28 protein-coding genes are annotated in these 25,048 nt (G+C 69.2%); 13 read left to right on the top strand and 15 right to left on the bottom strand.

What is annotated here, in order from left to right; genetic code table 11:
• Positions 1-103 precede the first annotated feature (103 nt).
• Positions 104-1,438 carry an HRDC domain-containing protein gene (locus tag AB0M45_RS19335; RefSeq protein ID WP_364330563.1) on the top strand — a complete coding sequence of 445 codons (1,335 nt, stop codon included), beginning with the start codon at positions 104-106 and terminating at the stop codon, positions 1,436-1,438.
• Here the strand turns inward: AB0M45_RS19335 and dxs are convergent.
• A complete protein-coding gene (gene dxs, locus AB0M45_RS19330; RefSeq protein WP_364330559.1) occupies positions 1,379-3,277 on the bottom strand; it encodes a 1-deoxy-D-xylulose-5-phosphate synthase in 1,899 nt (632 codons plus the stop codon). The genes AB0M45_RS19335 and dxs overlap by 60 nt on opposite strands.
• A gap of 158 nt (positions 3,278-3,435) precedes the next feature.
• Between dxs and AB0M45_RS19325 the strand changes: the two genes are divergently transcribed.
• Together AB0M45_RS19325 and AB0M45_RS19320 are read left to right on the top strand one after the other, a co-directional pair.
• Positions 3,436-3,804, top strand: coding sequence for a hypothetical protein (locus AB0M45_RS19325; protein ID WP_364330556.1), 369 nt, complete (start codon positions 3,436-3,438; stop codon positions 3,802-3,804).
• A gap of 39 nt (positions 3,805-3,843) precedes the next feature.
• Positions 3,844-4,518 (top strand): SIMPL domain-containing protein, encoded by a 675-nt coding sequence (locus tag AB0M45_RS19320; protein ID WP_364330553.1) that lies wholly within the window; start codon positions 3,844-3,846, stop codon positions 4,516-4,518.
• Positions 4,519-4,607: 89 nt separating this feature from the next.
• Here AB0M45_RS19320 and AB0M45_RS19315 read toward each other — a convergent pair whose 3' ends face one another.
• Genes AB0M45_RS19315 through AB0M45_RS19300 form a run of 4 tightly spaced genes read right to left on the bottom strand, consistent with a single transcriptional unit; the run spans position 4,608 to position 8,752 of the window.
• Positions 4,608-4,973 carry a glyoxalase gene (locus tag AB0M45_RS19315; RefSeq protein WP_364330550.1) on the bottom strand — a complete coding sequence of 122 codons (366 nt, stop codon included), beginning with the start codon at positions 4,971-4,973 and terminating at the stop codon, positions 4,608-4,610.
• A gap of 30 nt (positions 4,974-5,003) precedes the next feature.
• On the bottom strand, positions 5,004-5,300 hold the full coding sequence (locus tag AB0M45_RS19310) for a DUF1330 domain-containing protein (protein ID WP_364330547.1): 297 nt from the start codon (positions 5,298-5,300) through the stop codon (positions 5,004-5,006).
• A 10-nt stretch (positions 5,301-5,310) separates the two neighbouring features.
• On the bottom strand, positions 5,311-6,744 hold the full coding sequence (locus tag AB0M45_RS19305; protein WP_364330544.1) for a TRAM domain-containing protein: 1,434 nt from the start codon (positions 6,742-6,744) through the stop codon (positions 5,311-5,313).
• Between the two features lie 19 nt (positions 6,745-6,763).
• Positions 6,764-8,752 (bottom strand): APC family permease, encoded by a 1,989-nt coding sequence (locus AB0M45_RS19300; RefSeq protein WP_364330541.1) that lies wholly within the window; start codon positions 8,750-8,752, stop codon positions 6,764-6,766.
• A 161-nt stretch (positions 8,753-8,913) separates the two neighbouring features.
• Between AB0M45_RS19300 and AB0M45_RS19295 the strand changes: the two genes are divergently transcribed.
• Positions 8,914-9,579, top strand: coding sequence for a TrkA family potassium uptake protein (locus tag AB0M45_RS19295; protein WP_364330538.1), 666 nt, complete (start codon positions 8,914-8,916; stop codon positions 9,577-9,579).
• Between the two features lie 2 nt (positions 9,580-9,581).
• Complete coding sequence (locus AB0M45_RS19290) at positions 9,582-10,253, top strand: TrkA family potassium uptake protein (RefSeq protein ID WP_364330535.1); 672 nt, start codon at positions 9,582-9,584, stop codon at positions 10,251-10,253.
• A gap of 45 nt (positions 10,254-10,298) precedes the next feature.
• Here AB0M45_RS19290 and AB0M45_RS19285 read toward each other — a convergent pair whose 3' ends face one another.
• The 3 genes from AB0M45_RS19285 to AB0M45_RS19275 form a co-directional block, all read right to left on the bottom strand.
• Complete coding sequence (locus AB0M45_RS19285; RefSeq protein WP_364330532.1) at positions 10,299-10,925, bottom strand: sigma-70 family RNA polymerase sigma factor; 627 nt, start codon at positions 10,923-10,925, stop codon at positions 10,299-10,301.
• A gap of 166 nt (positions 10,926-11,091) precedes the next feature.
• Positions 11,092-11,781, bottom strand: a complete 690-nt coding sequence (locus tag AB0M45_RS19280) for a DUF3159 domain-containing protein (RefSeq protein ID WP_364330529.1) — start codon at positions 11,779-11,781, stop codon at positions 11,092-11,094.
• A gap of 3 nt (positions 11,782-11,784) precedes the next feature.
• Entirely contained in the window at positions 11,785-12,165 is a 381-nt protein-coding gene (locus tag AB0M45_RS19275; RefSeq protein ID WP_364330526.1) for an OB-fold nucleic acid binding domain-containing protein, read from the bottom strand.
• A 131-nt stretch (positions 12,166-12,296) separates the two neighbouring features.
• On the opposite strand from AB0M45_RS19275, the gene AB0M45_RS19270 reads away from it, so the two are divergent.
• Positions 12,297-12,992 carry an alpha/beta hydrolase gene (locus tag AB0M45_RS19270; RefSeq protein ID WP_364330523.1) on the top strand — a complete coding sequence of 232 codons (696 nt, stop codon included), beginning with the start codon at positions 12,297-12,299 and terminating at the stop codon, positions 12,990-12,992.
• A gap of 23 nt (positions 12,993-13,015) precedes the next feature.
• Here AB0M45_RS19270 and AB0M45_RS19265 read toward each other — a convergent pair whose 3' ends face one another.
• Both AB0M45_RS19265 and dut read right to left on the bottom strand, forming a co-directional pair.
• Entirely contained in the window at positions 13,016-13,888 is an 873-nt protein-coding gene (locus tag AB0M45_RS19265; RefSeq protein WP_364330927.1) for a DUF3710 domain-containing protein, read from the bottom strand.
• 5 nt (positions 13,889-13,893) lie between these two features.
• Positions 13,894-14,394, bottom strand: coding sequence for a dUTP diphosphatase (dut, locus tag AB0M45_RS19260; RefSeq protein ID WP_364330520.1), 501 nt, complete (start codon positions 14,392-14,394; stop codon positions 13,894-13,896).
• A gap of 79 nt (positions 14,395-14,473) precedes the next feature.
• Here dut and AB0M45_RS19255 point away from each other — a divergent pair, with 79 nt between their 5' ends.
• Entirely contained in the window at positions 14,474-14,959 is a 486-nt protein-coding gene (locus tag AB0M45_RS19255) for a DUF3093 domain-containing protein (protein WP_364330924.1), read from the top strand.
• A gap of 23 nt (positions 14,960-14,982) precedes the next feature.
• Here AB0M45_RS19255 and AB0M45_RS19250 read toward each other — a convergent pair whose 3' ends face one another.
• Positions 14,983-15,285, bottom strand: a complete 303-nt coding sequence (locus tag AB0M45_RS19250) for a DUF4193 domain-containing protein (RefSeq protein WP_014351871.1) — start codon at positions 15,283-15,285, stop codon at positions 14,983-14,985.
• A 376-nt stretch (positions 15,286-15,661) separates the two neighbouring features.
• On the opposite strand from AB0M45_RS19250, the gene cei reads away from it, so the two are divergent.
• The gene (gene cei / locus AB0M45_RS19245; protein WP_364330516.1) at positions 15,662-16,339 is read left to right on the top strand and encodes an envelope integrity protein Cei; all 678 of its coding nucleotides are present in this window, start codon (positions 15,662-15,664) and stop codon (positions 16,337-16,339) included.
• Here cei and AB0M45_RS19240 read toward each other — a convergent pair whose 3' ends face one another.
• Positions 16,340-17,242, bottom strand: a complete 903-nt coding sequence (locus tag AB0M45_RS19240) for an inositol monophosphatase family protein (protein WP_364330513.1) — start codon at positions 17,240-17,242, stop codon at positions 16,340-16,342.
• Positions 17,243-17,448: 206 nt separating this feature from the next.
• Between AB0M45_RS19240 and ppgK the strand changes: the two genes are divergently transcribed.
• Both ppgK and AB0M45_RS19230 read left to right on the top strand, forming a co-directional pair.
• Entirely contained in the window at positions 17,449-18,207 is a 759-nt protein-coding gene (ppgK, locus tag AB0M45_RS19235) for a polyphosphate--glucose phosphotransferase (protein ID WP_364330510.1), read from the top strand.
• A gap of 193 nt (positions 18,208-18,400) precedes the next feature.
• On the top strand, positions 18,401-19,777 hold the full coding sequence (locus AB0M45_RS19230; RefSeq protein ID WP_364330507.1) for an RNA polymerase sigma factor: 1,377 nt from the start codon (positions 18,401-18,403) through the stop codon (positions 19,775-19,777).
• 694 nt (positions 19,778-20,471) lie between these two features.
• On the opposite strand, the gene AB0M45_RS19225 is transcribed toward AB0M45_RS19230, so the two are convergent.
• Both AB0M45_RS19225 and AB0M45_RS19220 read right to left on the bottom strand, forming a co-directional pair.
• Positions 20,472-21,656 (bottom strand): cation:proton antiporter, encoded by a 1,185-nt coding sequence (locus AB0M45_RS19225; protein ID WP_364330504.1) that lies wholly within the window; start codon positions 21,654-21,656, stop codon positions 20,472-20,474.
• A 4-nt stretch (positions 21,657-21,660) separates the two neighbouring features.
• Positions 21,661-22,143: a cation:proton antiporter regulatory subunit gene (locus AB0M45_RS19220; RefSeq protein ID WP_364330501.1), complete on the bottom strand. Its 483-nt coding sequence runs from the start codon at positions 22,141-22,143 to the stop codon at positions 21,661-21,663.
• A gap of 112 nt (positions 22,144-22,255) precedes the next feature.
• Here AB0M45_RS19220 and AB0M45_RS19215 point away from each other — a divergent pair, with 112 nt between their 5' ends.
• Together AB0M45_RS19215 and AB0M45_RS19210 are read left to right on the top strand one after the other, a co-directional pair.
• Positions 22,256-23,425, top strand: coding sequence for a histidine kinase (locus AB0M45_RS19215; RefSeq protein WP_364330498.1), 1,170 nt, complete (start codon positions 22,256-22,258; stop codon positions 23,423-23,425).
• Positions 23,422-24,069 (top strand): response regulator transcription factor, encoded by a 648-nt coding sequence (locus tag AB0M45_RS19210; protein ID WP_364330495.1) that lies wholly within the window; start codon positions 23,422-23,424, stop codon positions 24,067-24,069. The genes AB0M45_RS19215 and AB0M45_RS19210 overlap by 4 nt, the downstream gene beginning before the upstream one ends.
• Here AB0M45_RS19210 and AB0M45_RS19205 read toward each other — a convergent pair.
• On the bottom strand, positions 24,022-24,429 hold the full coding sequence (locus AB0M45_RS19205; protein ID WP_364330492.1) for a DUF952 domain-containing protein: 408 nt from the start codon (positions 24,427-24,429) through the stop codon (positions 24,022-24,024). The two genes, AB0M45_RS19210 and AB0M45_RS19205, sit on opposite strands and share 48 nt — an antisense overlap.
• A gap of 276 nt (positions 24,430-24,705) precedes the next feature.
• Between AB0M45_RS19205 and AB0M45_RS19200 the strand changes: the two genes are divergently transcribed.
• Positions 24,706-24,900 carry a hypothetical protein gene (locus tag AB0M45_RS19200; RefSeq protein WP_364330489.1) on the top strand — a complete coding sequence of 65 codons (195 nt, stop codon included), beginning with the start codon at positions 24,706-24,708 and terminating at the stop codon, positions 24,898-24,900.
• Positions 24,901-25,048: the final 148 nt, after the last annotated feature.

Genomic DNA, 25,048 nt, shown 5'->3' with positions numbered 1-25,048 from the left:
ACCAGCGCATAAGATGACCGGGTGCGTCACGGCCGCTCGATCGACAGATTGATGCGCCGATAGGACGGCGGCGCCTTCGAGTCGGCACGTAAAGTTCAACACCATGTCCGTACCAGAAGAATCCGAACCCTCGGTCGCGACGCCCTTGCTCGCGCCTGCGGAGGGTGTGCCACCGGTACTGGACACCGCCGCCGAGATCAGCGCGGCCGCCGCCCGGCTCCTCGCGGGCACCGGACCGCTCGCCGTGGACGCCGAACGGGCCTCCGGCTTCCGGTACTCGGCACGCGCGTATCTGATCCAATTGCGCCGCGCCGGCGCGGGCACGTTCCTCATCGATCCCATTCCGCTCGCCGACGGTCTCGCTCCGCTGGCCGAGGCGATCAACGAACTCGAGTGGGTCCTGCATTCCGCGGACCAGGACTTGCCCGGTCTGGCCGAGCTCGGCTTGCGCCCGGCCCGGCTGTTCGACACCGAGTTGGGCGGACGGCTGGCCGGTTTCGAACGCGTGGGACTCGCCGCGATGGTGGAGCGTCTGCTCGGCCGGGCGCTGCGCAAGGGGCACGGCGCGGCCGACTGGTCTACCCGGCCCCTGCCCGACGAGTGGCTGAACTACGCCGCGCTCGACGTGGAATTGCTGCTGGAGCTGCGCGACGCGGTGGCCGCCGCCCTCCGGGCGCAGGGCAAAACAGAATGGGCGGCACAGGAATTCGAGCACATTCGCACGCTGGATCCGCCCGCTCCGAAAGCCGAGCGCTGGCGGCGCACCTCGGGCATCCACACGCTGCGCCGGGCCAGGCAGCTGGCGGTGGTGCGTGAGCTGTGGACCGCAAGGGACGTGCTGGCCCGCACCCGCGATGTGGCGCCGGCCCGCATTCTCCCGGATGCCGCGATCATCGCCGCGGCCGCTGCGGAACCGAAGTCGATCGCACAATTGCGCACGCTACCGGTGTTCGGTGGGCCGCGGCAACGCCGGTATTCCCGCGAATGGCTCGCCGCGATCGAGCGCGGCCGCACCCTGCCGGACAGCGAGCTGCCGCCACTGACCCAGCCGTTCGACGGTCCGCCGCCGGTCAACCGCTGGGAGCGCCGTGACCCGGCCGCGGCCGCGCGCCTGGCCAGAGCTCGGGCCGCGATGGGCGAGCTGTCGGCCGAGCAGGCGATTCCGGTGGAGAATCTGCTCGCGCCGGATCTGGTGCGCCGTCTGTGCTGGGACGGGCTGGCCGATTACGACGTGGCCGAGCTGTCCGCCGCGGTCGACGGATTCCTGAAGTCCGGCGGCGCACGGCCCTGGCAGCGGGAGCTGGCGGTGCCGCGGCTGACGGCCGCGTTGCCGCCGGCGAACCGGCTCGTGCTCCCCGCGGGGTCGCCCGCCGTGACCTCAGCGAGCGGCGAGCCACCCGCCGATGCGGCGGGCGATATCGGGAGCGGTCAACCCTAGGTCCGCGTGCACTTCGCCGCGCGAAGCGTGGTCCAGGAACTGTTGCGGCACACCGAGATCGCGGGCCGGGATGTCCAGGCCGGAGTTACGCAGGCGGGCCGAGACCGTGGAGCCGATGCCGCCGTGCAGTCCGCCGTCCTCCAGCGTGACCACGAGCCGGTAGTTCTCGGCGAGCTTGAGCAGTGTGTCGGATACCGGCAGCACCCAGCGCGGGTCGATGACGGTGACCGAAACCCCTTCCGCGCCGAGCAGATTCGCCGCCTCCAAGGCTACGCCCGCGAACGAGCCGACGGCGATGAGCAAGACGTCGCCGTGCACCGCCTGCACCGAGCCGCCCTCCGGCTCCGCCATCCGCAGCACGTCCACGCCGTCCAGCCGCTCGATGGCCGAGATATCTTCGGCAACACTGCCTTTCGGGAATCGCAGCGCGGTCGGACCGTCGTTGACGGCCAGCGCCTCGGCCAGTTCCTCGCGCAGCGTCGTGGCATCGCGCGGCGCGGCGACCCGGATGCCGGGAATGATGCCGAGCACCGATAGATCCCACATGCCGTTGTGGCTGGCGCCGTCGGAGCCGGTGATGCCCGCACGGTCCAGCACCACCGTCACCGGCTGCTTCAGCAGCGCCACATCCATCAGCAGCTGGTCGAAGGCGCGATTGAGGAAGGTCGAGTAGATCGCGACCACCGGATGCATGCCGCCGAGCGCCAGACCCGCGGCCGAGGCCATGGCGTGCTGTTCGGCGATGCCCACGTCGAACATGCGGTCCGGGAACCGCTCCCCGAACGCCGCGAGCCCGGTCGGCCCCGGCATGGCGGCCGTGATGGCCACGATGTCGGCGCGCCGCTCGGCGTGCGCGATCAGTTCCTCGGAGAACACCGAGGTCCAGCCCAGCGCCTTCGGGCCGCCCACCGGAGCGCCGGTCAGCGGGTCGATCGGGTCGCAGGCGTGCATCTGGTCGGCGACATGATTCTCGGCCGGCGCGTAGCCGCGGCCCTTCTGCGTCACGGCGTGCACCACAACCGGTCCGCCGAAGTCCTTCGCCCGGCGCAGCGCCGCCTCCAAGGCGGCGACGTCGTGGCCGTCGACCGGCCCGACGTACTTCAGGCCGAGGTCGCTGAACAGCTCCTGCGGGCTGACCGCGTCCTTGATCCCGGCTTTCACCGCGTGCACCATCGAGTACGCCGATTCGCCCACCCGCGGGATGCTCTTCAGGATGCGTTTGCCCGCGTCCAGCGCGTGCTCATAGGCGGGCTGGGTACGCAGCGCGGTCAGCCGGTCGGCCAGCCCGCCGATGGTGGGCGCGTAGGAGCGGCCGTTGTCGTTGACCACGACGACCACCGGACGATCCGGAGCGGCGGCGATGTTGTTCAACGCCTCCCAGCACATGCCGCCGGTAAGCGCGCCGTCGCCGACCACCGCGACCACGTGCCGGTCCTGCCCGCTGAGGGCGAACGCCTTCGCCAGCCCGTCCGCGTAGGACAGCGCCGCCGAGGCGTGCGAGGACTCCACCCAGTCGTGCGCGCTTTCGGCCCGGCTCGGGTAGCCGGACAGGCCGCCCTGCTTGCGCAGCGAATCGAACTCCTCCTTGCGACCGGTCAGGATCTTGTGCACGTAGGCCTGGTGCCCGGTGTCGAAGATCACCGGGTCGGCCGGTGAGTCGAAGGTCCGGTGCAGCGCGATGGTGAGCTCGACCACACCGAGGTTGGGGCCGAGGTGCCCGCCGGTCGCGGCGACCTTGCGCACCAGGAACTCGCGGATCTCCTCCGCCAGCTCGCGCAACTGCGGCACCGTCAGCCGACGCAGATCTTCGGGCGAGTCGACCCGGGAAAGCACTCCCACCTGAACTAGCTCCCTCCGGATAGCGCATCTGATCCGATCAGTCTACGGAGCGGCGGATGGCACGCCCGCACGAGAACCATCACACCGACCGGCATCGCACCGGAATGTGAGCTCGGCCGCACCGCCGGGACATACGGTACCCGGCCTAGAGTGGCAGGGTGGCCCAGCCCGAGCAACTGGTCTCGCGGACAATTGAACCCGGCGTTGTGGCGCGGATCGCCGACGGCGCCCACCGGCGCTGCCGGGTCGGGGATTCCCCGGCCGCCGGCCGGCTCGTTCCCGAACTGGCTGGGGTGGAACTCGATTCGTTCGACGTGTGCCCGGCCACCGCCGAAGGCCGGTTCTACGGCGCGGGGCCCGCGACCAGGGACCGGGCGATCACTGCGGCAGTGGTGGAGCAGGTGCTCAGCGTGATGACCGCCTCCCGCGTATACAACGCCACCGAACTCGAACGACTCGCCGCCGAGCATCACACAGATCAACGCGGGGCGATTACCGGGCCGCGCGGCGGGCACAGCACGGTATGACGGCAGCTCGAACCGACACCGATCATCGAGGAGAATTCCGTGAGCGAGAAGTCCGATTTCGGGGCAGGCACCGTCACGACCTTCGGGCACGGCACCGCCCGCGCCACCCCCGATCTGATGCGGGTGACGATCTCCGTGGAATCGCGGGCCAGCAAGGTCGCGCTCGCCTACGGCCGGGCCGGTGAGCGCGTGGCCGCGGTGACGCGGTCACTGCAGTCCGATGGTGTCGACGGCGCCGACATCGCCACCAGCGGTCTGTCGGTGCAGACCGAGACGGTGTGGACCGAGGGCCAGGGCAACCGGATCACCGGATACCTCGCTAGCACGTCGCTGACCGTGGCGTTGCGCGATATCGGGGACAACGCCGATCCCGGACCCGCCACGATCATCGCCAACTGCGTCGAGGCAGGCGGCGACGACGTCCGTCTCGGCGGCCTGATGCTCACCGTCGCCGATCAGGACTCCTTGCTCGCCCGGGCGCGCGACACCGCGTGGGGGAACGCCCTCGCCAAGGCCGAGCAGTACGCCCAACGCGCGCAGCGCACGCTCGGCAAGGTCCTCGAGATCACCGAGGACGCGGCCTCCGCGCCACCGGCCCCGCGTGCGCAGAGCATCTCCGCCCCGATGGAGATCTACCGCGCCGCCGCGGTCCCGGTCGAACTGGGCGAGAGCGAGATCTCCGCGGTCATACGCATCACGTGGCAACTCGACTGACGCCACGCCGATCGACGTCCAAGCGCCAGGTGCGGTGTCGCGTGACAAGCCGATGGCAGGCCGCGCTGAACACGACTCGTCCGGCATGATCAATCCGCCAGGAATTCCAGCCGATTACCGACCGCATCGTAGGTGTGGAACCGGCGCCGCCCCGGAATCTCGGCCGGATCGGCCCATGCCACCGGGTATCCCGCGGCCGAAACCGCCGCGGCGACAGCATCGATGTCCACGACGAACGCCGGGTCCGCTTTGACGGCGGGACGGAAGTCGTCCTCCACGCCGACGTGTAGTTCACCGTCCGGGCCGCCTCGGCCAGGGACGCGGAACCAGCAACCGCCCCGGGCGGCCAGCAGTGGCGGCTTCGGGAGTTCCGGCCAGCCCAGCACGCCGGTGTAGAAGCCGCGCTGCCGGTCTTCCGCACCCGCGGGACAACACAGTTGCACGTGATGGATCATCAGCTCATCGTGCCATCGGCGTCCGACGGCTCAGGAGTGACCGAGGCCGTGTACCAGCAGGCTCACCGTGTCGGCTCCGGCGTAGCGATCCTTCGAGATCTCTTGATACTCCGGCGATTCGGCCCAGGCTCGGAAGGACGGTTCGTCGGGGAACGACATCAGGACCACCTTCTCGCGGTCGGTGGCGCCCTCGACTACCCGAGGGGATTCGTCCGCGGCCAGCAGCGTGCCGGAGTAGCGGACGAAGACGTCGAGGAAGCGCGCCTGGTAGCGATCGTAGGCGGCACGATCGGTGAACTTCAGCTGCGCAATTACATACACGGTCATGGTGATGACTCTAATTAGGTAGTGCCGCCGGTCGAGCCTCCAGCAGCGCGAGGCATTCGACGTGGTGCGTCGCGGGGAACGCGTCGAACGCGCGCAGGTCGGCGAGCCGGTAGCCCGCCGCCTGGTACAACCCGAGGTCGCGGGCGAACGCCGCCGGGTCGCATCCGACGTGGATGATCCGCGCCGGTCCGCTCGCCGTGACCGCCCCGACCACCTCCTTGCCCGCGCCCGCGCGCGGCGGATCGAGCACCACCAGGTCCGGCGCCGCCGCGCCGACATGCTCCACCACCCAGCGCTCCACCCGCTGGGCGCGTAACTCCACCCAGGGCAGATCGCGCAGCGCGGCGGCGCCATCCGCGACCGCGGATCGCGCGGATTCCACTCCGAGCACCACACCGGTCCGGCCGACCTGCTCGGCCAGGCGCGCGGCGAAGACGCCCGCACCGCTGTAGAGATCCCAGGCGCGTCCGCCGGGGCCGAGCGCCGACCACTCCGCCACGAGATCGGAATACCGTTGCGCCGCGCCGCGGTGCGCCTGCCAGAAGCCGGTCGCCGCGATCTCCCACCGACGGCCCGCCACATACTCGACCGCGCGACCACTGCCCGCGAACACCCATTCGTCGCGTGCCGCGTGCGCGGCCGCGCGCCGCGCGGAGGTGTCTCGACGTTCATCCCGCCGGGTGGACGACGCCGCGGCTGCCTCGCTGCCCCGCCGATCGGAGCCGCGCCGTCCACCGCGGCGATCGCGGCCGTGCGGACGGTCGCGTCGCCTGGAGCCGTCCCGCCGGTCGTTTCCACCCGGACCGCGCCGGTCGCCGCCGCGGCTGCCCGCTCCCGTCTCCGCGGGCGCCAGCTCGACGATGTGGCGGATGCCGTCACCGTCCACCGCGATCACCAGATCGGCGCCCGGCGTCCACTGCCGATCCGCGATGCCCTCCAGCGCCCCCGCGACCGGTTGCGGGCATCGCAGATCCGCGATCACGTCGGTGCTGCGATATCGGTGCACGCCGGCGCGGCCCCATTCGTCCACCGCGAGCCGCACGCGGGTGCGCCACCCGCCGATCGTTTCGCCGGACTCGATCGGCTCCACCACCACGTCGCGCTCGATCCCGGCCACTCGGCGCAGCTGTTCGGCCACCACCGTGGCCTTCAGCGCGCGCTGCGCCGCCGGCGTGGCGAAGGAGAAGTCACAGCATCCGGCGCCGCCGGGACCGGATACCGGGCAGGTGGGCGGCACCCGGTCGGGTGACGCCTCGAGCACCTCGACGGCGTCGGCCCGGCAGTACGAGCCGCCCCGGTCCTCGGTGACCCGGGCCCGCACCAGTTCGCCGGGGAGCCCGTGCCGGACGAACATCACACGTCCCTCGTGCCGTGCGACACAGAAGCCGCCGTGCCCTGGCGGCCCGAGCCGCACCTCGAACGTGCTTGTCCGCCAATCACTCATCCCGATTACTCCCTGGACGTCATGTCCGGTCCTCGTACCCGCGCCGCACCGCGCCGGGTGCGTTCACCACGCCGGGCACCCTCGCCCGAGCGGACGAGCTCAGCTGCCACGGCACGCTGGTCACCATCACGCCCGGCTCGAACAGCAACCTTCCCTTCAGCCGTAGCGCGCTCTGGTTGTGCAGCACCTGCTCCCACCAGTGGCCCACCACGTACTCGGGGATGAACACCGTCACCACGTCGCGGGGGGCGTCCTTGCGTACCCGCTTGACGTAGTCGAGAACCGGTTTGGTGATCTCCCGGTACGGCGATTCGATCACCTTCAGCGGCACCGTGATGTCGCTGTTCTCCCACTCCCGCACCAGCGCCCTGGTGTCGGCCTCGTCCACGTTCACCGTCACCGCCTCCAACGTGTCGGGGCGGGTGGCGCGGGCATAGGCCAGGGCCCGGCGGGTCGGCAGGTGCAGCCGGGAGACCAGCACGATGGAGTGCGAGCGGCTGGGCAGCACGCCGTCCCACTCGTGCTCGTCCAGCTCGCGCGCGACCGAGTCGTAGTGCCGGCGAATCATCTTCATCACCACGAAGATCGCGACCATGGTGAAGATGGCGATGTAGGCGCCGGCGAAGAACTTCGTGATCAGCACGATCACCAGCACCGCGCCGGTCGCGCTGAGGCCGACCGCGTTGATGACCCGGGACCGCTTCATCCGCGCGCGCTGCGCCGGGTCGGTCTCGGTGCGCAGCAGGCGGGTCCAGTGGCGCAGCATGCCGGTCTGGCTGAGCACGAACGAGACGAACACGCCGACGATATACAGCTGGATCAGCTTGGTCACCTCGGCGCCGAACAACACCACGAACGCGATGGCCGCGCCGGAGAGGAACAGGATGCCGTTGCTGAACGCCAGCCGGTCGCCTCGGGTGTGCAGCTGCCGGGGCAGGTAGCGATCCTGTGCCAGGATCGAGCCGAGCACGGGGAACCCGTTGAAGGCGGTGTTCGCGGCGAGCACCAGGATCAGCGCGGTCACCGTCGTGATGAAGAAGAAGCCGATCGGGAAACCCTGGAAAACGGTATCGGCGAGCTGGGCGATGAGCGTCTTCTGCTGGTAGTCGTCCGGCGCGCCGGTCAGCTCGGAAACGTTGTGCGCGTAGACGATTCCGATCTTCTGGGCCAGGACGATGATGCCCATCAGCAGCACGATCGCGATGGCCCCCAGCATCAGCAGCGTGGTGGCGGCGTTGCGCGACTTGGGTTTGCGGAACGCGGGGACGCCGTTGCTGATCGCCTCCACACCGGTCAGCGCGGCGCAGCCGGAGGAGAACGCGCGCGCGATGAGGAAGGCGAACGCCAGGCCGTACAGGTGCTCGTCCTCGGCGTTCAACCCGAATCCCGCCGACTCGGCCCGCAACTGTTCACCGAGCACGAAGATCCGGAACAAGCCCCAGCCGAGCATGATGAACATGCCGGCGATGAACGCGTAGGTCGGAATCGCGAACATGCTTCCCGATTCGCGCACCCCGCGCAGGTTCATCGCGGTCAGCGCGGCGATGGCCACGACGGCGAACAGCACCTTGTGGGTGGCGACGAACGGAATGGCCGAGCCGATGTTGGACGCGGCCGAGGAGATCGACACCGCGACGGTGAGCACGTAGTCGACCAGCAGCGCGCTGCCGACGGTCAACCCCGCGGTGGGGCCGAGGTTGGTCGTGGCGACCTCGTAGTCGCCGCCGCCGGATGGGTACGCGTGCACGTTCTGCCGGTAGCTGGCCACCACCACCGCCATCACGAAGGCGACCGCGAGGCCGACCCACGGGGCGTACAGATAGGCCGAGATGCCTGCGGCCGACAGGACGAGGAAGATTTCTTCGGGGGCGTAGGCGACCGATGACATGGCATCGGAGGCGAACACAGGGAGCGCGATTCGCTTCGGCAGCAAGGTGTGACCGAGCGAGTCACTGCGGAAAGGCCTGCCCAGCAGCACTCGCTTCGCTGCCGTCGTCAACTTGGACACTGGAGCGAGCATAGGCCCCCGCACGGTGGATCGCGCGCGTGGCTCGCAGGTTTGCTCGGCGGCTGGAGGGGGAACGTGGCCGATGGAATCATTCGACGGGTAGCGTTCGACCGAACAGCAGAGCAGACCGAACACCATGGTTCCAGGAACGAGGTTGCACGGTGTACGTAGTGATCATGGGGTGCGGGCGCGTCGGCTCCTCGCTCGCCCATGCCCTGGTCCGCATAGGTCATGAGGTCACCGTGATCGACCGGGATTCCAGTGCGTTCCTGCGTCTCGGCTCCGACTTTCCCGGCACTCGGGTGACCGGCGTCGGATTCGATCGAGATGTGCTGATAAAGGCGGGGATCGAGCAGGCCGACGCGTTCGCGGCGGTCTCCTCGGGCGACAACTCGAACATCATCTCGGCGCGGGTCGCCAGGGAGATGTTCGGCGTGCAGCGCGTCGTCGCCAGGATCTACGACGCCAAACGCGCGGCCGTCTACGAGCGCCTCGGCATCCCGACCATCGCCACGGTGCCGTGGACGACCGACCGCTTCCTGCGTGCGCTCATCGGCGATCCCAGCACCACCACGTGGCGAGACCCCACCGGGACTGTTGCTGTAACGCAACTGACGCTGCACGAAGAGTGGTACGGCCGCACGGTGCGCGACTTGCAGCAGACCATCGCGGCGCGGGTCGCGTTCATCATCCGTTTCGGCCAGGGATTGCTGCCCGACAGTAAGACCATCGTCCAGGCCGACGACATCGTCTACGTGGCCGCGACCTCCGGCACCGTGGGCGAGGCCGTCGCCCTGGCCGCGAAGCCCCCAGCGAGCGAGGACTGAACATGAAAGTGGCCATCGCCGGAGCAGGCGCCGTCGGCCGATCGATCGCCAGGGAGCTCCTGCGCGGCGGGCACCGGGTGATGCTCCTGGAGCGGCAGCTCGAGCACATCGATCCCACGGCGATCCCGGACGCGATCTGGGTGCACGCCGACGCGTGCGAGCTGGCGCTGCTCGAGCAGGCCGGGCTGGAGACCTACGAGGTGGTCATCGCGGCCACGGGCGACGACAAGGCCAACCTGGTGCACAGCCTGCTGGCCAAGACCGAGTTCGGGGTACGCCGGGTGGTTGCCCGGGTGAACGATCCGCGCAACGAATGGCTCTTCGACGCCTCGTGGGGTGTGGACGTCGCGGTGTCCACGCCCCGGCTGCTGGCCTCGCTGGTGGAGGAAGCGGTTTCGGTCGGGGATCTGGTGCGCCTGCTGACGCTGCGCCAGGGCCAGGCGAACCTGGTGGAGATGACGCTGCCCGCGGATACCGCGCTGGCGGGTAAGCCGGTGCGCGCGCTCACCCTGCCGCGCGACGCCGCCCTCGTGACGATCCTGCGCGGCGGACGGGTGATCGTGCCGCAGCCGGACGACCCGTTCGAGGGCGACGACGAACTGCTGTTCGTGACTTCGGTGGAAGCCGAGGAAGACCTCCGGCTGGAGCTCGCCAACCACGGCATCAGGCCATAACCCTCCGATACGGCCGATGCGTCCGCGGCGCAGCACCGCCGGGGACTACGCGGCCGGCTTCAGCTCCGCGCGCAGCTTGTTCAGCGCGCGGTGCTGCATCACCCGGACCACACCCGGGCTGGTGCCGATGGCCTCCGCGGTCTGCGCCGCCGACCAGCCGAGCATGATGCGCAACACCAGCACCTCGCGGTGCGCGGGCGCCAGCACTTTCATGAGTTCCCTTGTGGCGGTGCGGCGTTCGGAGGCCAGCGCCCACTCCTCGGGTCCGGCGGCGGAGGACGCGGCATCCGGGACGTCGGCCACCGGGTAGGCGGGGTGCTGCTGCGAGCGGCGGAACGCGTCGGCGACCTTGTTGGCCGCGATGCCGTAGACGAACGCCAGGAACGACTTGCCCTGGTCGCGGTAGCGCGGGATGGCGTTGACGGTGGCCAAGAGGACCTCCTGCACCACGTCGTCGGCGGTGACCTGCAGATGGGCCGTATTGCCCAGGCGCGCACCGCAGTAGCGCCGCACCAGCGGGTGCACCACCCGGATGATCTCGGCGACCGCCTGACGGTCGCCCGCGGCCGCCGGACCGATCAGCTTGTCCAGCTCGGCCGATACCCGGCGGCTCTCCGAGAGAGCGGGGTTGTGGTTCTTGGGCAGCGCCGCGGTGTTGTGCTCGGTAGCCACGTCCGAGTCCTTCCTTGCCGATCCAGTGCGTGTTTGCGATACACATAGATCGTCCGACGAACTCGGGACGGCAACCAGGCACCCCAGGGTGGGTTACCGCCCACCTCGGCGGTGGTACTTACCCCACCCCTAGGGATTTCGCCGGTCGGCGGCGGAGAGTTAACGATCAGGCGGGTTCGGTCGCAGCCACCGTCTTGGTGGGCAGATGGCCCGCCCGGCGCACCGCCCAGACGGTGACGCCCAGCGCCACCGCGGTCAGCGGCCAGCCCATCACGATGCGGGCGAACGCGAGCCAGCCGGTCCGGTCGGTGTCGTAGAGCTGCGACTGCACCAGGTAGCGGGCGCCGAAGACGAGCACCCACGTGGTGGTGGCCAGGTCGTACAGGCGCACCAGCCGGGGATCGGACCGCCAGTCGGAGCCGTGACCGTTCAGTACGCCCCAGATCACGCCGACCAGCGGCCAGCGGACCAGGATCGAGACGAGGAACACGCCGGCGTAGATCAAGCTGGTGTAGATGCCGAAGAGGAAGAATCCCTTGGCCTCCCCCATCCGGTAGGCGATGAAGGCACAGACGCCGACGCCGAGAAACCCGGAGATGGCGGGCTGGACGGGACTGCGGCGCACCAGGCGCCAGACCAGGATCGCCGCGGCCACGCCGAGCGCCGCCCAGATCGCGGCGGTCAGCCCGGCGAGACTGTTCACGGGGACGAACACGACAACGGGCAATGTCGAGTAGATCAGGCCGCTCAAGCCGCCCAGCTGTTCCAGGAGGGTCTGCTGGGCACGTTCCTCGTCACGGCCGAGCTCGAGCCCGGTGCGATCGTTCGAGCCTGCGTTGTCGTCGCTCGATGGCATACGTCAGCTGTTCCCGCGCAATTCGTAGTAGGGGTTGTAGATCACTTTGCGGCCGTCCCGGTCGCCCACCCGGCCACGGACCAGGATGCGCCGCCCCGGCTCGATGCCGGGAATGCGCCTGCGCCCGATCCAGACCAGGGTGATGGCGTCGGTGCCGTCGAAGAACTCCGCCTGCACACTGGCGCCGGCGGACTTGGGACACGCTTCGACGCTCCGGAGCCTACCGAGCATGGTGGCCTCGTCACCGCGCCGACACTCCGACGCGCGGTGGGCTCCTGACGCCTCGGAAGTCTCGGCCAGCTCTTCGGCATCCAGCTGATCGATATCTTCGGTCAGTCTGCGGCCCAGACGTCGAAAATAACCTGAGGCTGCGGATGACGACATGGTGCACGCTCTCCTGCATAGAGCAGATGGCGTGGTTCGCACACCATCGTGGGGATTCCAACCGCACGACCCGTTCAGGCCGTACACCGCCACTGTAGATGGGCTGGGCGACCCCCGCTACGCTCGGACCGATGTTCGACTCCCCACATCCCGCTCGAGTCGTGGCGCTGCCCGGCACCGGATCCGACGCCGATTTCGCCCGGCGCGCCTTCGGGCCGGCCAGCGCGGCACGCGGGCTCGACTTCGTCGCGGTGGAACCGGATCCGCGCGGGGTGGTCGCGAGCTGCCGGGCCGGATTGGACGCGGCGGCGCGGTCGGGGCCGGTCCTCGCCGCTGGGATCTCGCTCGGTGCGGCGATCGCGCTGGAGTGGGCGGCCGAGCACCCGGATCGTGTGGTCGGGGTCGTCGCGGCGCTGCCCGCCTGGACCGGACCCGACACCGCCGCCTGTCCGGCCGCGCTCAGCGCCGCGGCAACCGCCGCGCAACTGCGCGCCGACGGTCTGACGGTGGCGCTGGACCGTATGCGGGCGAGCAGCCCGCAGTGGTTGGCGGACGCGCTGACCCGATCCTGGCGGGCGCAATGGCCACACCTGCCCGCCGCCCTGGAGGAGGCCGCCGACTACAAATGGCCGGACGCCGAGCGGCTGGCCACCTTCGAGCTGCCGCTCGCCGTGGTCACCGCGATCGACGACCCGGTACATCCGGTGACGGTGGCCGAGGAGTGGGCCGCGCTGGCCCCGCAGGCGCACCTGCACCGGATCACCCTGGACGAACTGGGCGCGGACCCCGCGATCCTCGGACATACCGGAATCGGCGCCTTCGGCTGAGTTCGCGCCCGGGTCCGCCCCGCTCAGTTCAGGCCGAGCTGCTGCATAGCCGACCCGTCCGCACCGCGGCGCGGCCCCTCCGGCATCCGCGGCGGCAGCACCGGTTGTGCCCCGGTCTGCGCCGCGGCCGCTTGCGCGGCCATCGCCTGCTGCTGAGCTTCCACCTGCTGCTGATGGGCCGCGGCCAGTTGCTCGGCCAGTTCCTGTGGCAGTACCACCGGCAGCGGCTCACGCACCGGCAGCGGATCCTCGCCGCGCCGCACCACCGTATCGCTGAGGATGGCGCGCGCCGCCTTGACCAGCGGGCTGCCGTCGTTCGCCGCACCGGACGGGCCCGCGGCGACCAGGCGCACCATCCAGCGGTAGCCGTCGACGCCGATGAAGCGCAGGTCGGCACCCTCGGTGAGCGCCAGCAATTCCCGACCCCACGGCCCGTTCTCCACCGAGACCCTGGCGCCGTCCTTGCGGAGGGAGTCGGCGAGATCCGCGGCGACCAGACGCCATTGGCCCGAGGTCTTGGGCGCGGCATACGCCGCGACGGTGATCCGGCCGTGCTCGGTGGCCAGGTGCACCGCCTGCGGCTGGCCTTCCGGAGTCATCTCGACCTGCAACTGACCGCCCGGCGGGACCGGCAGCAGCACCGACCCGAGGTCGAGCCGCTGCTCGGACCCATCCTCCAGCAGTTCGGCGACCTCGTCGTAGTCGTACGGGCCTGGCTGGCCCCCCAGTGTGTCGGCGTTGAAGTTCACGCCTTCGTACGACCGCTCGTCGGTGGGCGCGTCGTCGTAGTACTCATCGTCGTAGCCGGACTCGTAGTCCGCATCGGCGTAGTCGCCCGCCTCGTCGTACCCGTCGTCCGCGTACCGGTCCGAGGACTTCTTTCGCTTTCCGAACATTCCCGTCATGCCTCCTCGGCGGTCGCCCGCCCCGCCCCGTTCGTGCGCGCGCTCAGGCTCGCGTGACCGCCGCTGGAGCCGTAGCCACCCGCCCCACGGGTCGTCTCGTCGAGCGAGTCGACCTCCACGAAATCCACCAGCTCCACTCGCTGCACCAGCAACTGCGCAATCCGGTCGCCGCGACGCAAGGCGATCGGCGTGCGCGGGTCGTGGTTGATCAGGCACACCTTGATCTCACCCCGATACCCGGCGTCGACCGTACCGGGGGTGTTCACCACCGAGAGCCCGGCCTTGGCCGCCAGACCCGAGCGCGGATGGATCAGCCCGACCGTACCGACCGGCAGCGCGACGGCGACGCCGGTGCCGACCAGCACCCGCTCCCCCGGCTCCAGGATGACGTCCTGCGTGGTGCACAGATCCACGCCCGCGTCGCCCGCATGGGCACGCGTGGGCACGGGGATGCCGGGGTCGAGCCGCAGCAAGGGTATGGGTGAAAGTGCGCTCACGTTGGACGAGCCTACGCGTAGGCTGTTTGCCCTCGTGACTTAGTGTTGACTCGTGTCGGACCAGCCCAATCCCGTGACCATGGACGAGAAAAAGCAGCCCGCGCTCGGCTACCGCGAGCGCCTGTGGGTGCCGCTGTGGTGGTGGCCGGTAGCGTTCGCCATCACGGGATTGCTCGCCGCGGAGATCCATATGGGCGCGCCGGGACTGCGTGCCTGGCTGCCTTACGTACTGCTGTTCCCGGTCCCGGTCTGGGTGCTGCTGTGGCTGAGCCGCCACCGCGTCGAGGTGGCGCCCGACGCGGCCGGCACCCCGGAGCTGCGCGCCGACCGCGCACATCTACCGGTGAATTTCGTCGCCCGCGCGGCCACCGTCGCCCCCACCGCGAAGAGTGCGGCGCTGGGTCGCCAGCTCGACCCCGCCGCCTATGTCCAGCATCGCCCCTGGATCGGGACGATGGTCTTGCTCGTGCTCGACGACCCGGACGATCCGACGCCGTACTGGCTGGTCAGTACGCGACGGCCCGAACGGGTCCTTGCCGCGCTCGGTCTTCCGAGCGCGGGCTGACACATTGTTCGATCTCGTCGAGATCAGGCGGCGCAGTCCATGCAGATCATCTGGCCGCCCTTGTCGCTGGCCAGCCTGCTCCGGTGATGGACCAGGAAACAGCTGGAACAGGTGAACTCGTCGGCCTGCTTCGGGATCACCCGAACCGTCAGCACTTCCTCGGACAGGTCGGCGCCGGGAAGCTCGAACGACTCCGCGGTATCGGATTCGTCGATATCCACGACGGCGGACTGTGCCTCGTTACGACGAGCCTTCAGCTCCTCCAGCGAATCTTCCGACACATCGTCGGATTCGGTGCGCCTCGGTGCGTCATAGTCGGTTGCCATGTCGTCTTCCCCTCGTCCTAACTCCGTGTATCCCGGACCGGTCCGTTCACACCCGATTCCTGCCGGAATCGGTGCGACCAGCACCGCCCCGCCGGTGGTGCACGTCACACGTACACCGGTCGCCTATCGGGGCGGATCACACCGATCCACTCTCGATAGCGCTGGGTAAACGCAGGACATGCCCTTCTTGTTCCCGCGACCGACCACCGGTTTCAGCACTGGTGATTCGATCTGGGCCGCCAGACAATAGCGGACCGCGGAGCAAAAGTCGCAATCAAAACCCAGCCGAGTCGAAACTGAGGGGCAATCGACACCGACGGTGGAACGCACCGAGACCTTGCACGGCGCCCGGGACACATTTTCGTAGAGTGTGTTGGTGGTTTCACTGATCACCGAAGGCACCGCGACGGATTCGTACGGTCGGCCGTTCCTTCGGCGCCGCCCCCAGCCCTGGCTCGTCATGCTCGGCGTTCTCGCACTGATCTGCGGGATCGTCTGGATCAAGGCACTCACGACGCACGACGCCGACCACACGGCGATGGCCTGCAACTCGCCCAGTCCGGCCACCGATCCTGGTGCGCCGCAACCAGTTCCGCTCGGCCAGCGGGTCGGCGCCGGACGGCTGCAGGATGTGGAACCCGCCCCGCTGGCGGCCAGCAAGGTGCGCGTACTGAACGCGAACAACCAGCGCGGCCAGGCCGCCCACGTGGCCGCTCAGCTCGGCGATCTCGGCTTCGCGAGCGCGCCGGGGACGCAATACGGCAACGATTCGGTATACGTCAACGGCGACCTGGAGTGCACAGGCCAGATCCGCTTCGGTGTGAGCGGGCGTCCGGCCGCTGCCGCGGTGCAGTTGGTCGCACCGTGCGCCGAGCTGATCGAGGATCAGCGCGGCGACGACACCGTCGATCTGGTGCTCGGTTCGCTGTTCCGGGATATCCGGCCCAGCAATGACGCCGAGGAGGTGCTGCGTTCGCTGAAGAATCCGGCACCGGGCAACTCCACGGCGATCGATATCGAGTTGCTCGACGCCGCTCGGCAGGCCCGCTGCTGATCAGCGATCGGGAATCGGCTCGGTAGCGCCGACCCGGGCCAGCAGCGCCCCGAGTTCGTCGGCGATGCCGGGCGCGGCAGCCACCACCAGATCGCCGTCGGTACCCGGGGACGTGGCAGGCGGAAGGGTCAGCCGCGCGCCCGCCTCGGCGGCGATCAGCGCGCCCGCACCCCAGTCCCAGGCGTTGAGGCCGTGCTCGTAATACGCGTCCACCCGGCCCGCGGCGACGTGGCACAGATCCAGCGCCGCCGCGCCGAAGCGGCGGATGTCGCGCACATGCGGCAGCACCTGCGCGACCAGCTCGGCCTGCCGGGTCCTGCGCCGGCTGCCGTAGGCGAATCCGGTGGCCACCAAGGACATCGAAACCGATTCGACGGACGTACAGCGCAGATGCTCCACCACGCCGTCGGCGCCGACGCGCAGCGCGCCGAGCCCTAGCCCGGCGCTGTAGGTGGCCGCTCGCGCGACGTCGACCACGGCGCCAGCGACCGGTCGCCCACCGCGCAGCGCGGCCACCGAGACGGCGTAGCCGGGGATGCCGTAGAGAAAGTTGACCGTGCCGTCGATCGGATCCACGACCCAGTGGACGATGTCGGGGCTCGCGTCGTCGATACTGCCGCCGCCCTCCTCGCCGAGGATCGGGTCGCCGGGGCGCTGTTCGGCGAGCAGTCTTCGGATCAGCTCTTCGGTTTCGGTGTCCACGATGGTCACCGGGTCGGTCGCGTGGCTCTTGGCCTGCACGGCGCCTTCGGCGTGCGCGCCCGCGGGGCCGAACACCTCGGGACGGCGGGCGCGGACATGGGCGGCGGCGGTTTCCGCGAGGTCGACCGCGACGCGGCGCAGATCGGCCTCGTCGCCGCGCGCGACGATCGAGACGAAGGAGTCGGGGGTGTAGTCGGACACTGACGATGAGGTTTCCGGCACGCCTTCCATCGCATCACAGATCCTCGGCGAACGCCCAGCCCCGATGTCGCATTACTCTTGTCGTGCACGACACAGCGCCGTCGTCGGGCATCCCATCCCATCGCATCGCCCTGTCATGGCGTGGTGGGTCCGGGTGCGGCGACGCTGTCACCACACCGGCCAGCACAGGGAACGAGGGGTTAGTCATGTCCGCTCGGGGGCACGCATTCGGCATCGATATCGGCGGTAGCGGCGTCAAAGGCGCCGCGGTGGACCTGGCCACCGGCGATTTGGTCCATGAGCGGATCAAGATCGCGACGCCGCATCCCGCGACACCCCAGGCGGTGGCCGAAGCGGTGGCCGAGTTGGTCGCCAAGGCGGAGTGGGATGGGCCGGTCGGTCTCACCCTGCCCGCGGTGGTGATCGGCGGCGTGGCGCGCACCGCGGCCAACATCGACAAGTCCTGGATCGGCACCGACGCGCGGGCGCTGTTCTCCGCCGCGCTGGGCGGGCGTCCTGTCACCGTGCTCAACGACGCGGACGCGGCGGGCATGGCCGAGGACCGCTACGGCGCGGCAAAGGATTTCGCCGGGCTGGTCCTGCTGCTGACCTTCGGAACCGGCATCGGCTCCGCACTGCTCTACCACGGCACGCTGGTGCCCAACACCGAGCTCGGCCACGTCGAGGTCGGCGGCAGGGAGAGCGAGCACCGCGCGGCGGCCTCGGTGAAGGAGCGCGACGGCCTGACCTACGAGCAGTGGGCCGCCGAAGTCAGCGTCGTGCTGACCACGCTGGAAAACCTTTTCTTCCCAGTCGTAGTCGTCGCCGGCGGCGGCATCAGCCGGGATGCCGACCAGTGGATCCCCTTGCTCACCAACCGAACCCCGGTCATTCCCGCCCACCTGAGGAATACCGCGGGCATCGTCGGGGCGGCGATGGCGATCGATGGAGGCATCACTCCCTGAGGCGCGCGGGCGCGGCGGGGATGCCGTTCCTGGCATCGTGCCATAGGTACCCTGGTTAGATCGTTACAATGGAACGTGCCCGGCTGAGCCGGAGAAACCCCGACCGGCTCTCCGCCGGTGAAACCCGACAGATCGCTCCGCCGGAAAACTACTCTGGCGTGACGCCGCACGAGACCGTCACGAAAGGGCGTACGTGGTAGCCACGAATACCCGTCAGACCGCCGAATCGGCCGATGCCGACTCCGCAGATGTAACCGCAGCACGGCCGGTCCGTAAGGCTGCCGCGAAGAAGGCTCCGGCGAAGAAGGCCGCCGCCAAGAAGGCGCCTGCCAAGAAGGCCGCCAAGGCGACCAAGGCTCCGGCGAAGAAGGCCACCACCAAGAAGGCGGGGCCGGACGGCGAGCCCGCCGCCGAGGAAGCCCTCGAGGACGAGTCGCTCGACCTCGACGATCTCGGCGATCTGGAGGTCTCCGACGAAGACCTCGCCGACGGTGACGAGCTGGTCGAGGTCGCCGACGAGGCCGAGACCGAGGAAGCCGAGGGCGAGGCCGGCGAGCCGACCGCCGCGGAGAAGGCCTCCGGCGATTTCGTCTGGGACGAAGAGGAATCCGAGGCGCTGCGGCAAGCCCGCAAGGACGCCGAGCTCACCGCCTCGGCCGACTCGGTGCGCGCCTACCTCAAGCAGATCGGCAAGGTCGCGCTGCTCAACGCCGAGGAGGAGGTCGAACTCGCCAAGCGGATCGAGGCCGGTCTCTACGCGGCGGAGAAGGTGCGCGAGTTCGCCGAGCAGGGCGAGAAGCTTCCGGTCGCGATGCGGCGCGATTACAACTGGATCGTCCGCGACGGCAACCGAGCCAAGAACCACCTGCTCGAGGCCAACCTGCGTCTGGTCGTGTCGCTGGCCAAGCGCTACACCGGCCGCGGTATGGCGTTCCTGGACCTGATCCAGGAGGGCAACCTGGGTCTGATCCGCGCGGTGGAGAAGTTCGACTACACCAAGGGCTACAAGTTCTCCACGTACGCCACCTGGTGGATCCGGCAGGCCATCACTCGCGCCATGGCCGACCAGGCCCGCACCATCCGCATCCCGGTGCACATGGTCGAGGTCATCAACAAGCTCGGCCGCATCCAGCGCGAGCTGCTCCAGGACCTCGGCCGCGAGCCGACGCCGGAGGAGCTGGCCAAGGAAATGGACATCACGCCGGAGAAGGTGCTGGAGATCCAGCAGTACGCGCGTGAGCCCATCTCGCTGGACCAGACCATCGGCGACGAGGGCGACAGCCAGCTCGGCGACTTCATCGAGGACTCAGAGGCCGTCGTCGCGGTGGACGCGGTGAGCTTCACGCTGCTGCAGGACCAGCTGCAATCCGTGCTGGAGACCCTGTCGGAGCGCGAGGCGGGCGTCGTCCGGCTGCGCTTCGGCCTCACCGACGGCCAGCCGCGCACTCTCGACGAGATCGGCCAGGTCTACGGGGTCACCCGCGAGCGCATCCGCCAGATCGAGTCGAAGACCATGAGCAAGCTGCGCCACCCCAGCCGCTCCCAGGTGCTCCGCGACTACCTGGACTAGGTCGCTTCGTCTCGACGCCCGCATGCGTTGTGCCGCTCGATATTCCAGCGGCACCGCGCATGCGGGCGTCGCGCTTTCCGGATGCCGGCCTCCGGTGTCCGTCCGTCGTGCACAAGCACCGGCTCGATCACTGAGGGCCGACCTCATTGCCGTGACGCTTCAGTTGCGCAGTGCCGGATATCGGGCAGTCTTGCTGCCGTCCTGGGGTTGACCCTGCGTCCACGAGCGCAACAGGGGCGACGGTCGAGATCTACCGCGGCGGCATCGGTCCTTCCTGCGTTGACGCGAGCAGACCGGAACCGAGCCGATGGTTGACCCCGGACATGACGACAGGCACCGAGAACGCGATGTCGGCGCGTGCACAGTGCCCGTTCTGCTGTAAGGACCCGGTATCAGCTGAGGCCGAAGTCGAGTCCGAACATCAGCGCGAGCCACCTGGCGAATACGCCGAGACCCACGCCGAGATCGATGCCGAAGGAACCCATCGATCTCATCTCCTTCCAAGGTCGAATCCGTGGATTCCCGACCCGGTATCGATTTTATCGCTGGTCGCAGCAGCATCGCGCATCAAAATAGGCGCTGATCTTGCCAGCGACCGGAATCGGGCATTTCGACTGCCTAGCGGTCAGCCCCACCGCGACCCAGTTCTGGCGCAGGCGCTGACGCGACGCAAGGACTCGACGACGCAGGCCGATCAGGAGATCGCGGGCTCGGGACGCGCGCGGCGTTGCAAAAGCCCCACCATGGGCTCGACCACTCGCGCCGCGATCGGGCCGAGCACGGCCATCAGGAGCACGTAGGTCGACGCGAGCGCGGTGAGCTGCCCGTCCATCGCACCGGCGCTCACCGCCAATCCCGCAATGACGATCGAGAATTCGCCTCGTGCCACGAGCGCGGCGCCCGCCCTGGCCCGGCCCATCCGGCGGATGCCCTGCCTGGCCGCGGCCCACCAGCCGGTGGCGATCTTCGTCGCCACCGTGATCGCCGCCAGCACGATCGCCCAGCCGAGCACTGGCGGAATCGACCGCGGGTCGGTGTTGAGTCCGAAGGCTACGAAGAAGATCGCGGCGAACAGGTCGCGCAGAGGTTCGAGCAGTTTCGCCGCCGCGGCCGCGGTCGAACCGGAGATCGCGATGCCAAGCAGGAACGCCCCCACCGCCGCTGACACGCTCAGCGCCGAGGAGATGCCCGCCACCAGCAAGGCCCCGCCGAGCAAGGTCAGCAGGAACACCTCGCGGTCGGCACTGTCCACGATCGCCGAAACGTGGCGGCCGTAGCGCAGGGCGACGATGAGAACCAGCGTGATCGTCAGCAGCGCCAGCCCGAGCGCGCGCATACCGCTGACCCAGCTCAACCCGGCCAGGACCGTGGTGAGGATCGGCAGGTACACCGCCATCGCCAGATCCTCGAACACCAGGATGGACAGGATCACCGGGGTCTCGCGGTTGCCGAGGCGGCCGAGATCGTCGAGAACCTTCGCCACGATGCCCGAGGAGGAGATGTAGGTGACGCCCGCCAGCGTGATCGCACCCGGGACGCCCCAGCCCAGCAGCAGGGCCACCACCGCGCCCGGTGTCGCATTGACCACGATATCGACAACTCCGGCCGCCCAGGAGCGGCGCAACCCGGTCACCAGTTCCGTCGCGGTGTACTCCAGGCCGAGCAGCAACAGCAGCAGCACCACGCCGATCTCTCCGGCGACATGGCCGAATTCGTGGGCCGACTCGAGTTTCACGACACCGCCCTGCCCGAAGACCAGTCCGCCGATCAGGTACAGCGGGATCGGTGACATGCCGACGCGGCCTGCGACACGACCCAGCATGCCGAGGGCGAACAGAACCGCTCCGAGCTCGATCAGGGCGAGCGCGGTGTCTGTCACGTGCTCAGCCGTGCGTCAAGATCTTCGCGGCGGCATCGAGACCCTCCGGGGTGCCGACGACCACGAGCAGGTCGCCCGCGGTGAAGGTGAAATCGGGACCGGGCGAGGGATGCAGCTGTCCCGCCCGCATAACCGCGACGATGGAGACCTTCGTGCGGGTGCGCATCTGGGTCTCGCCGAGGGCGCGCCCGTCGTAGGGCGACTCATCACCGATCGGTAGCTGACGGGTGGTGATCCCGGGCAGGTCGCGGTGATCGTCGTTGAGCTTGGCGACCAGCTGCGGCGCGCCGAGCAGATTGGCCAGCACCGCCGCCTCGTCGGTGGACAGCGGGATCTGCGCGGCACAGGCATCCGGATCCTCGAGCTTGGAGACGATCAGGTCGATATCGCCGTCGCGGTGGGCGACCACGCCGATTCGGCGACCGGAGCGCACTTCGAAGTCCTTGCGGACACCGATGCCGGGTAGTGCGGTGACGTCGACGTTCACGCCCTCCAGATTAGCCGGATGTCCGAGCCGATGAACTCTTCCGTCATCACTTCGGCCGATGGCGCGTCGCGTGCCCTGTGCTGTGATGGAGGGCGTGCGGCGGTGGTCGGAGATGCCCGAGAGAACCCGGGACGCGCTCGGCGCGGTGATCGTTTTCGCCGGCGGCACCGCGCTGTATCTCACCGGGCTGTCCACGATGACCGAGCGCGGCACGCAGCTGCCACTGTGGGTGCGCCTCGGCGTGCTACTGGGGGTGTGCCTGGCGACGTTCTTCCGCCGCCGGAGTCCGCTGGCGGCCATGCTCGGTGGCCTGGTTCCCTTGGCGGTGGACACCTGGCTCGGCGCGACGCTGCCGGTATGGCTCGTCTACGCCGACCTGATCTATTCGGCCGTGCTCTACGCCGGGCGCCGGGCGTCGCGGATCACGACGCTGTGCTGGTCGGCGTTCTCCGGCCTGATCGTGGTGCTCACGCTGGCGCTGACCGCCGACCCGCGTGCGGTCGCGCTGGCGCTGGTGGCGGTGTTCAGTTTCGTGGCGACGCCGATCTGGTGGGCGAACTCGGTGCGCACGCACAAAGAGATCGCGGCGGCCGAGCGCACGCGCGCGCAGGCGTTGACTCTGGTCGCCGACCTCGACCGGCGCGCGGCCATCGCCGACGAGCGCACCACGATGGCACGCGACCTGCACGACGTGATCGCCGGTCACCTGTCGGCCATCGCGATCCAATCCGAGGCGGCGCTGCGGATGCCGGCCCGCCACGACCCAGCGGTCGCCGGAATCCTGCGGTCCATCCGTTCCAACAGTGTCGGCGCGCTGCAGGAGATGCGCACGATGATCGGGTTGCTGCACAGCGACGGTGATGCCGAGGAGGTAGGCGCGCCCCGCAGACTGGCTCAGCTGTCGATCCTCGTGGACGCGGCACGGGCGGCGGGGATCTCGGTACGGGTGCACGAAGCGCTCGACGGCGCGGCGCTGCCGAGCGCCGTCGACCAGGCCGCCTACCGGATCGTTCAGGAGGCATTGACCAACGCCATGAAACATGCACCGGGACAGGAGGTTTCGATCGACGTGCGCGCCGAGGACGAGGTGTTGAGCGTCACGATACGCAACCCGGCCGGCTCGGTGCGGCCGCACCACGCGGCCGCGCAAGCCGGGCACCGCGGACTGGTGAACATGCGCGAGCGTGCTGCCGCGCTCGGTGGAAGCTTTCGGGCCGGGATGGCTTCCGGCTGCTGGGAAGTGCTGGTCCGGCTGCCGTTCGGCTCCGCGAGCGCGTCATGACGATTCGGGTGGTGATCGCCGACGACCACGCGGCGATCCGCGCGGGACTGCGCATGATCCTGGACGTCGAGGACGATATCGAAGTGGTCGGCGAGGCCGCCGACGGCGATATCGCGGTCGCGCAGGCCAAAGCGCTGCAGCCGCAGGTGGTGCTGATGGACGTGCGGATGCCCGGGATGGACGGGATCACCGCGACCGGGCGGATCACCGCCGTCGGTTCGGCCAGGGTGCTCATCCTGACCACGTTCGACTTGGACGAGTACGTCTTTCGCGCGCTACGCGCCGGTGCGTCGGGGTTCGTGCTGAAATCCGCGTCGGGACACTCGCTGGTCGAGGCGGTACGCGCGGTCGCCGCAGGTGACGGCGTGCTGGCCCCGGAGGTGACCAAGGCGGTGATCTCGGCATTCGCCGCGTCCGACCATGCTGCAGCGCAATCGGTTCCGGCCGGGCTGGACGAGCTCACCGAGCGGGAACGCGAAGTGCTCGACTGCCTAGGCGACGGTCTGTCCAACGCGCAGATCGCGGCCAGGCTGTTCATCGGCGAGACCACGGTCAAGACACACGTCTCGCGGGTGCTGATGAAACTCGGTGTGCGATCACGGGTTCAGGCCGCGATCCTCGCCCGCGAGATCCGCGGCCGGTGACCACCTATCGAGCGGGGCGAATGTCCCGTCCGCACCGGGCTGGTACTTCTCCACCCCGGTGACCGCCGCCACCGGCAGCGGCCCGTACAGATGAGGAAAGAGCATCGACTCCGGATCGGTCGGCACACCGGGCTCCCATGTGATCGGCGAGCCCACACGGCCCGGGTCGATGCGCAGGAGCACCAGATCGCGCCGTCCCGCGAACAACCGGTTCGCGGGCAGGTGCACCTGCCCCGGCGCCGAGAGGTGGATGAATCCCGCCTCACCGAGCGAGGGTGCGCGGTACTCCCCTGTTTGCCGGGCGGAAAGCCACTCACCCAAAGTGCATAGGTGAACCAGCGTGTGAGTGTCGTAGGTCACGGGTAATCTCCGGGTGGACAACTGGATCGGCCGATCGAGGATGTGATGGAGTGCACTTCGATAACCTGACCTGTGGCGTTCGCCCTTAGCGAAATCCCTGGTCGTGTTATCGAAAACACACTGAATCATTCGCGGGAACAAAGTCCCCCGTCCCGAACGTCTGACAGAGTAGTCATACCCCTGCTGGGAAGTAGCGGTAGCGAGCTCGTGGTGAGTGACCACGGGCCCCACACCAGGTGAACGGTCGTCGGGACCGGGAGCCAGGACGGAGGAGTCATGCCAGGAACCCTGACAAGCACCCCACTGACCGCGGTCGATCGTTGCGACCGCTGCGGGGCGGCGGCCAAAGTGCGTGCCGTACTTCCCGCAGGTGGAGAGTTGCTCTTCTGCCAGCACCACGCGAACGAACACATGGATCGGCTGCGTGAGCTGGACGCCGTGATCGACACGGAGTCCGCTCCCGCGCTCTGATTCGCTCCTCGCGTCCTGACACAACAGCATCGGACAACAGAACACCGTCAACCACCGGCAGCGGGCGCGGACTCCGTGTCGATCACGGCGTCCAGCTCACGCAGCCGATCCATGTGTTCGTTCGCGTGGTGCTGGCAGAAGAGCAACT

This window comes from Nocardia sp. NPDC051787 (genome assembly GCF_040681325.1).
In the GTDB taxonomy this organism is placed as follows: Bacteria; Actinomycetota; Actinomycetes; order Mycobacteriales; family Mycobacteriaceae; genus Nocardia.
The sequence above is the reverse complement of the archived record's forward strand: the minus strand, read 5'-3'. Positions and strand labels throughout refer to the sequence as shown.